Annotated in this window: 4 protein-coding genes; all 4 read left to right on the top strand. The window is 73.1% G+C overall.

The features are described from left to right. The first annotated feature begins 75 nt into the window (after positions 1 to 75). The gene (locus tag IF29_RS0140875) at positions 76 to 1,029 is read left to right on the top strand and encodes an ABC transporter ATP-binding protein (protein WP_037598710.1); all 954 of its coding nucleotides are present in this window, start codon (positions 76 to 78) and stop codon (positions 1,027 to 1,029) included. Then, entirely contained in the window at positions 1,026 to 1,835 is an 810-nt protein-coding gene (locus IF29_RS0140880; RefSeq protein ID WP_030267504.1) for an ABC transporter permease, read from the top strand. Before IF29_RS0140875 ends, IF29_RS0140880 begins: the two co-directional genes overlap by 4 nt. A gap of 121 nt (positions 1,836 to 1,956) precedes the next feature. Next, entirely contained in the window at positions 1,957 to 3,312 is a 1,356-nt protein-coding gene (locus IF29_RS0140885) for a sensor histidine kinase (RefSeq protein ID WP_157624208.1), read from the top strand. Beyond that, a partial coding sequence (locus IF29_RS0140890) for a response regulator (protein WP_051726699.1) occupies positions 3,309 to 3,822 on the top strand: 514 nt, incomplete at its 3' end. The genes IF29_RS0140885 and IF29_RS0140890, both read left to right, overlap by 4 nt.

Below are 3,822 nucleotides of genomic sequence, written 5' to 3' on the forward strand. Positions count from 1 at the left end.
CTCGGCCGCACCACCGTCAGTCGGCGGCAGTGCCGTCAACGGGCGGTCCCTGCACCGGAACCTGAGGACGCATCCATGATCGAGATCCATCAGCTGGTCAAGCGGTACGGCGAGAAGACGGCCGTCGACGGTCTGGACTTCACCGTCCGGCCGGGCACGGTCACCGGTTTCCTGGGGCCCAACGGCGCGGGGAAGTCCACCACCATGCGCATGGTCGTCGGCCTGGACGCACCCAGTAGTGGCTCGGTGCAGGTCAACGGCCGCCGCTACGACCGGCACCCCGCCCCGCTGCAGGAGGTGGGCGTCCTGTTGGAGGCCAAGTCCATCCACCCGGGCCGCTCCGCCTTCAACCATCTCAACGCCCTGGCCCTGACCCACGGCATCCCGCGCCGCCGGGTCGAAGAGGTCATCGAGCTCACCGGTCTGACCCAGGTCGCCCGCAAGCGGGCCGGGGCCTTCTCGCTCGGCATGGGCCAACGGCTCGGCATCGCTGCGGCGCTGTTGGGCGATCCGCAGACGGTGATGCTGGACGAGCCGGTCAACGGCCTGGACCCGGAGGGCGTGCAGTGGATCCGCAACCTGCTGACCGGCCTGGCCGCGCAGGGGCGCACCGTTTTCGTCTCCTCGCACCTGATGAGCGAGATGGCGCAGACCGCCACCAACCTGATCGTGGTGGGACGCGGCAAACTGCTGGCCGACACCACGGTCGCCCGGTTCATCCAGGACGCCGGCGGACAGAGCGTCAAGGTCCTCACCCCGCAGGCGTCCCGGTTTCGGGACCTGCTGGCCGGACCCGGGGTGGAGGTCACCGGCGCCCCCGGCTCCGAGGAACTCACCGTCTCCGGGTTGACCGCCCGTCAGATCGGCACGCTGGCCTTCGAGCACGGGCTCCCCCTGTACGAGCTGACCACCCAGGCCGTCTCCCTGGAGGAGGCGTTCATGGCCATGACGGAGGACTCCGTCGAGTACCACGGCTCCACCACACCCCCCTCCAGCCCCGCCCCCGCGCTCGCCAGGAGCACCGCATGAGTACCGTGACCGCCCCTGCCCGCCCGGTCTACAAGGTGACCGGCCTGCGGGTGCTGCGCGCCGAGTGGGCCAAGACCTGGTCGCTGCGCTCCACCTGGATCACCCTGGGCGTGGCCCTGCTGCTCCTGGTCGTCGCCGGCCTGCTCGGAGCGGCCAACTACTCTCCCTCCGGCACCGGACGCGGCCCCGGCGCGGACGCCAAGGACGCCATCGGCGTCGCCCTGGGCGGCATCGGCTTCACCCAGCTGGCCATCGGCGTGCTCGGGGTGCTGATCGCCGGCGGCGAGTACTCGACCGGCATGATCCGCTCCACCCTGGCCGCCGTCCCCAGGCGGCTGCCGGTGCTCTGGTCCAAGGCCGCCGTCTTCGGTGTGGTGGCCCTGGTCGTCGCCACCGTCGGCGCCTTCGTCTCCTTCCTGGCCGGGGAGCACTTCCTCAGTGGCCAGGCGATCGCGCTGGATCTGTCCTCGTCCGGCGTGCTGCGCAGCCTGCTGGGGGCCGGCGTCTACCTGGCGCTGGTCGGCGTGCTCGGGGTGGCCCTGGGCGCGCTGGTGCGCTCGGTGGCCGGGGGCATCGGACTGCTGGTGGCCTCGCTGATGCTGCTGGACGTGCTGGCCGGCCTGCTGCCCAGCAGCCTGGGCAATGACATCAGCCCCTACCTGCCGGGAAACGCCGGCGGTTCGATCTACGCCCTGCACCAGGCCGGCAACACCCTCAGCCCCGGTGCGGGTCTGGCGGTCTTCGCCGGATGGGTGGCCCTGGCGCTCGCCGGCGCAGCCTGGCGGCTGAAGCGCTCCGACGCATAGGGAAGAGCACAGGACGCGCCCCCCGGCGCACGCTGTGGCCCCCACGGCCGACCTAGAGTGGGCCGTGGGGGCCCTTCGCGCAGGTGGAGGACGGGAACCCGGAGGAGCAGGTGTCCAGATCGTGAGCGTTGGCAGCCCACCGCCGCAGGCGGTGTTCCCGCCCGAGTTCGAGCAGATGTGGGGCAACCCGCTGGCCCGCCGGGCCGTGCGCCGGGTCCGGCGGATGCGCCGGGCGGTGCGGCGCAGGCCGCTGCTGCTGGACTCGGTGCTCGCCCTCGCGCTGCTCACGGCCGGTCTGATCGCCCCGGGCCGGACCTGGTACGACAAAGCCGCGGTGCAGGCTCCGACCGCGCTGGTGGTGCTGACCGTGCTGGGCCAGTCGGTACCGCTGGTGTGGCGGCGGCGCGCACCGCTGGCCGTGCTGGCGCTCGTGCTGGCCGCCTGCGTCGTGCAGTGGGCGTGCTGGGGCGAATCGCAGCGCAGCGTCGTCGGCCTGCTGGTCGCCATCTACTCGCTGGCCCGCTACGAGCGGCTGAACCGGCTGTTCTGGCCCGCGCCGTTCCTGCTGGCGGGCCTCTCGGTGTCCGCCTACCGGGTCAAGCCCTTCGAGCAGCAACCCCTGTACAGCCTGTTCTTCCTCTGCGCCACCTCCGTCGCCGCCGCCACCCTTGCCCTGGTGGTGCGGGCCCGCCAGGCACAGCTCGGTGCGCTGGCCGACCGCGCCCACCGGCTGGAGGTGGAACGCGAGCAGCGGGTGCAGCTGGCGACCCTGGCCGAACGCTCCCGCGTCTCGCGCGAGATGCACGACATCATCGGCCACAACCTGGCCGTCATCATCGGCCTCGCCGACGGGGCCAGCTATGCGGCCGCCAACGACCCCGCCCGCGGCGCCGAGGTGCTGCCCGTCATCGCCGGCACCGCCCGGCAGGCGCTGAGCGAACTGCGCCGCACCCTCAGCGCCCTGAGCGCGAGCGCCCTCCAACCGCCGGCCGCCGACGAACTGGCCCCGCAACCCGGACTGGCCGACCTCGCCGCACTGCTGGAGCGCATCCAGGCGGCCGGGCCGCGGATCTCGCACCGCACCGCCGGCGACCTGGACGCCCTGCCGCCCGGGGTCCAGCTCACCGTCTACCGCATCGTCCAGGAGGCACTGACCAACAGCCTCAAGCACGCCGGACCCGCGACCGGCGTGCAGGTCGTGCTACGCGTAGGCGACCAGCAGGTCGACGTGCGGGTCCAGGACACCGGCGGCCCGGACGGCGCACCCGTGCGATCCGGCGGCGACCAGGACGGGCGCGGACTGGTCGGCATCCACGAGCGCGCCGCCCTCGCCGGCGGAACCGCCCGCACCGGCCCCACCGGCGACGGCGGTTGGCTGGTCCACGCCGTCCTGCCGCTCGGCCCCGAACCGGCGGCCAAGACCCCACCCGCACCCGAGCCCGCGCACGGGCCCGCACCTGAGGAGGACCGGCCTTGACCACCGTGCTCATCGTCGACGACCAGCCGCTGCAGCGGCTCGGCTTCAGGATGCTGCTCGAGAACAACCCCGACACCAGCGTCGTCGGCCAGGCCGCCCACGGCGCCGAGGCCCTTCGGCTGGCCGCGGAACTGCGTCCGGACGTGGTACTCATGGACATCCGGATGCCCGGGATGGACGGCATCGAGGCCACCCGACGCATCGTCGCCTCCGGCGGCCGCACCAAGGTGCTCGTCCTGACCACCTTCGACCTGGACGCCTACGCCTACGGCGCACTCCGCGCCGGGGCCGGCGGCTTCCTGCTCAAGGACGCCCTGCCGGAAGAACTGCTGGCCGGCATCCGTGCCGTCGCCGCCGGAGACGCCGTGGTCGCCCCGGCACTGACCCGACGGCTGCTCGACACCTTCATGGAGCACGTCCCCGACCCCGAGGGAGCCGAACCGGGTGCACGCCGTGATCATCGCCTACGAGACCGGCCTGGTCCGCGCCGACCGACCCCCACGCGGGTGA

It is taken from the genome of Streptacidiphilus jeojiense, assembly GCF_000719095.1.
GTDB lineage: Bacteria > Actinomycetota > Actinomycetes > Streptomycetales > Streptomycetaceae > Streptacidiphilus > Streptacidiphilus jeojiensis.

Excerpts from the sequence above, each read along its gene's own strand:
- IF29_RS0140875 (WP_037598710.1), top strand. The coding sequence starts at position 76 with ATGATCGAGATCCATCAGCTGGTCAAGCGGTACGGCGAGAAGACGGCC.
- IF29_RS0140880 (WP_030267504.1), top strand. The coding sequence starts at position 1,026 with ATGAGTACCGTGACCGCCCCTGCCCGCCCGGTCTACAAGGTGACCGGC.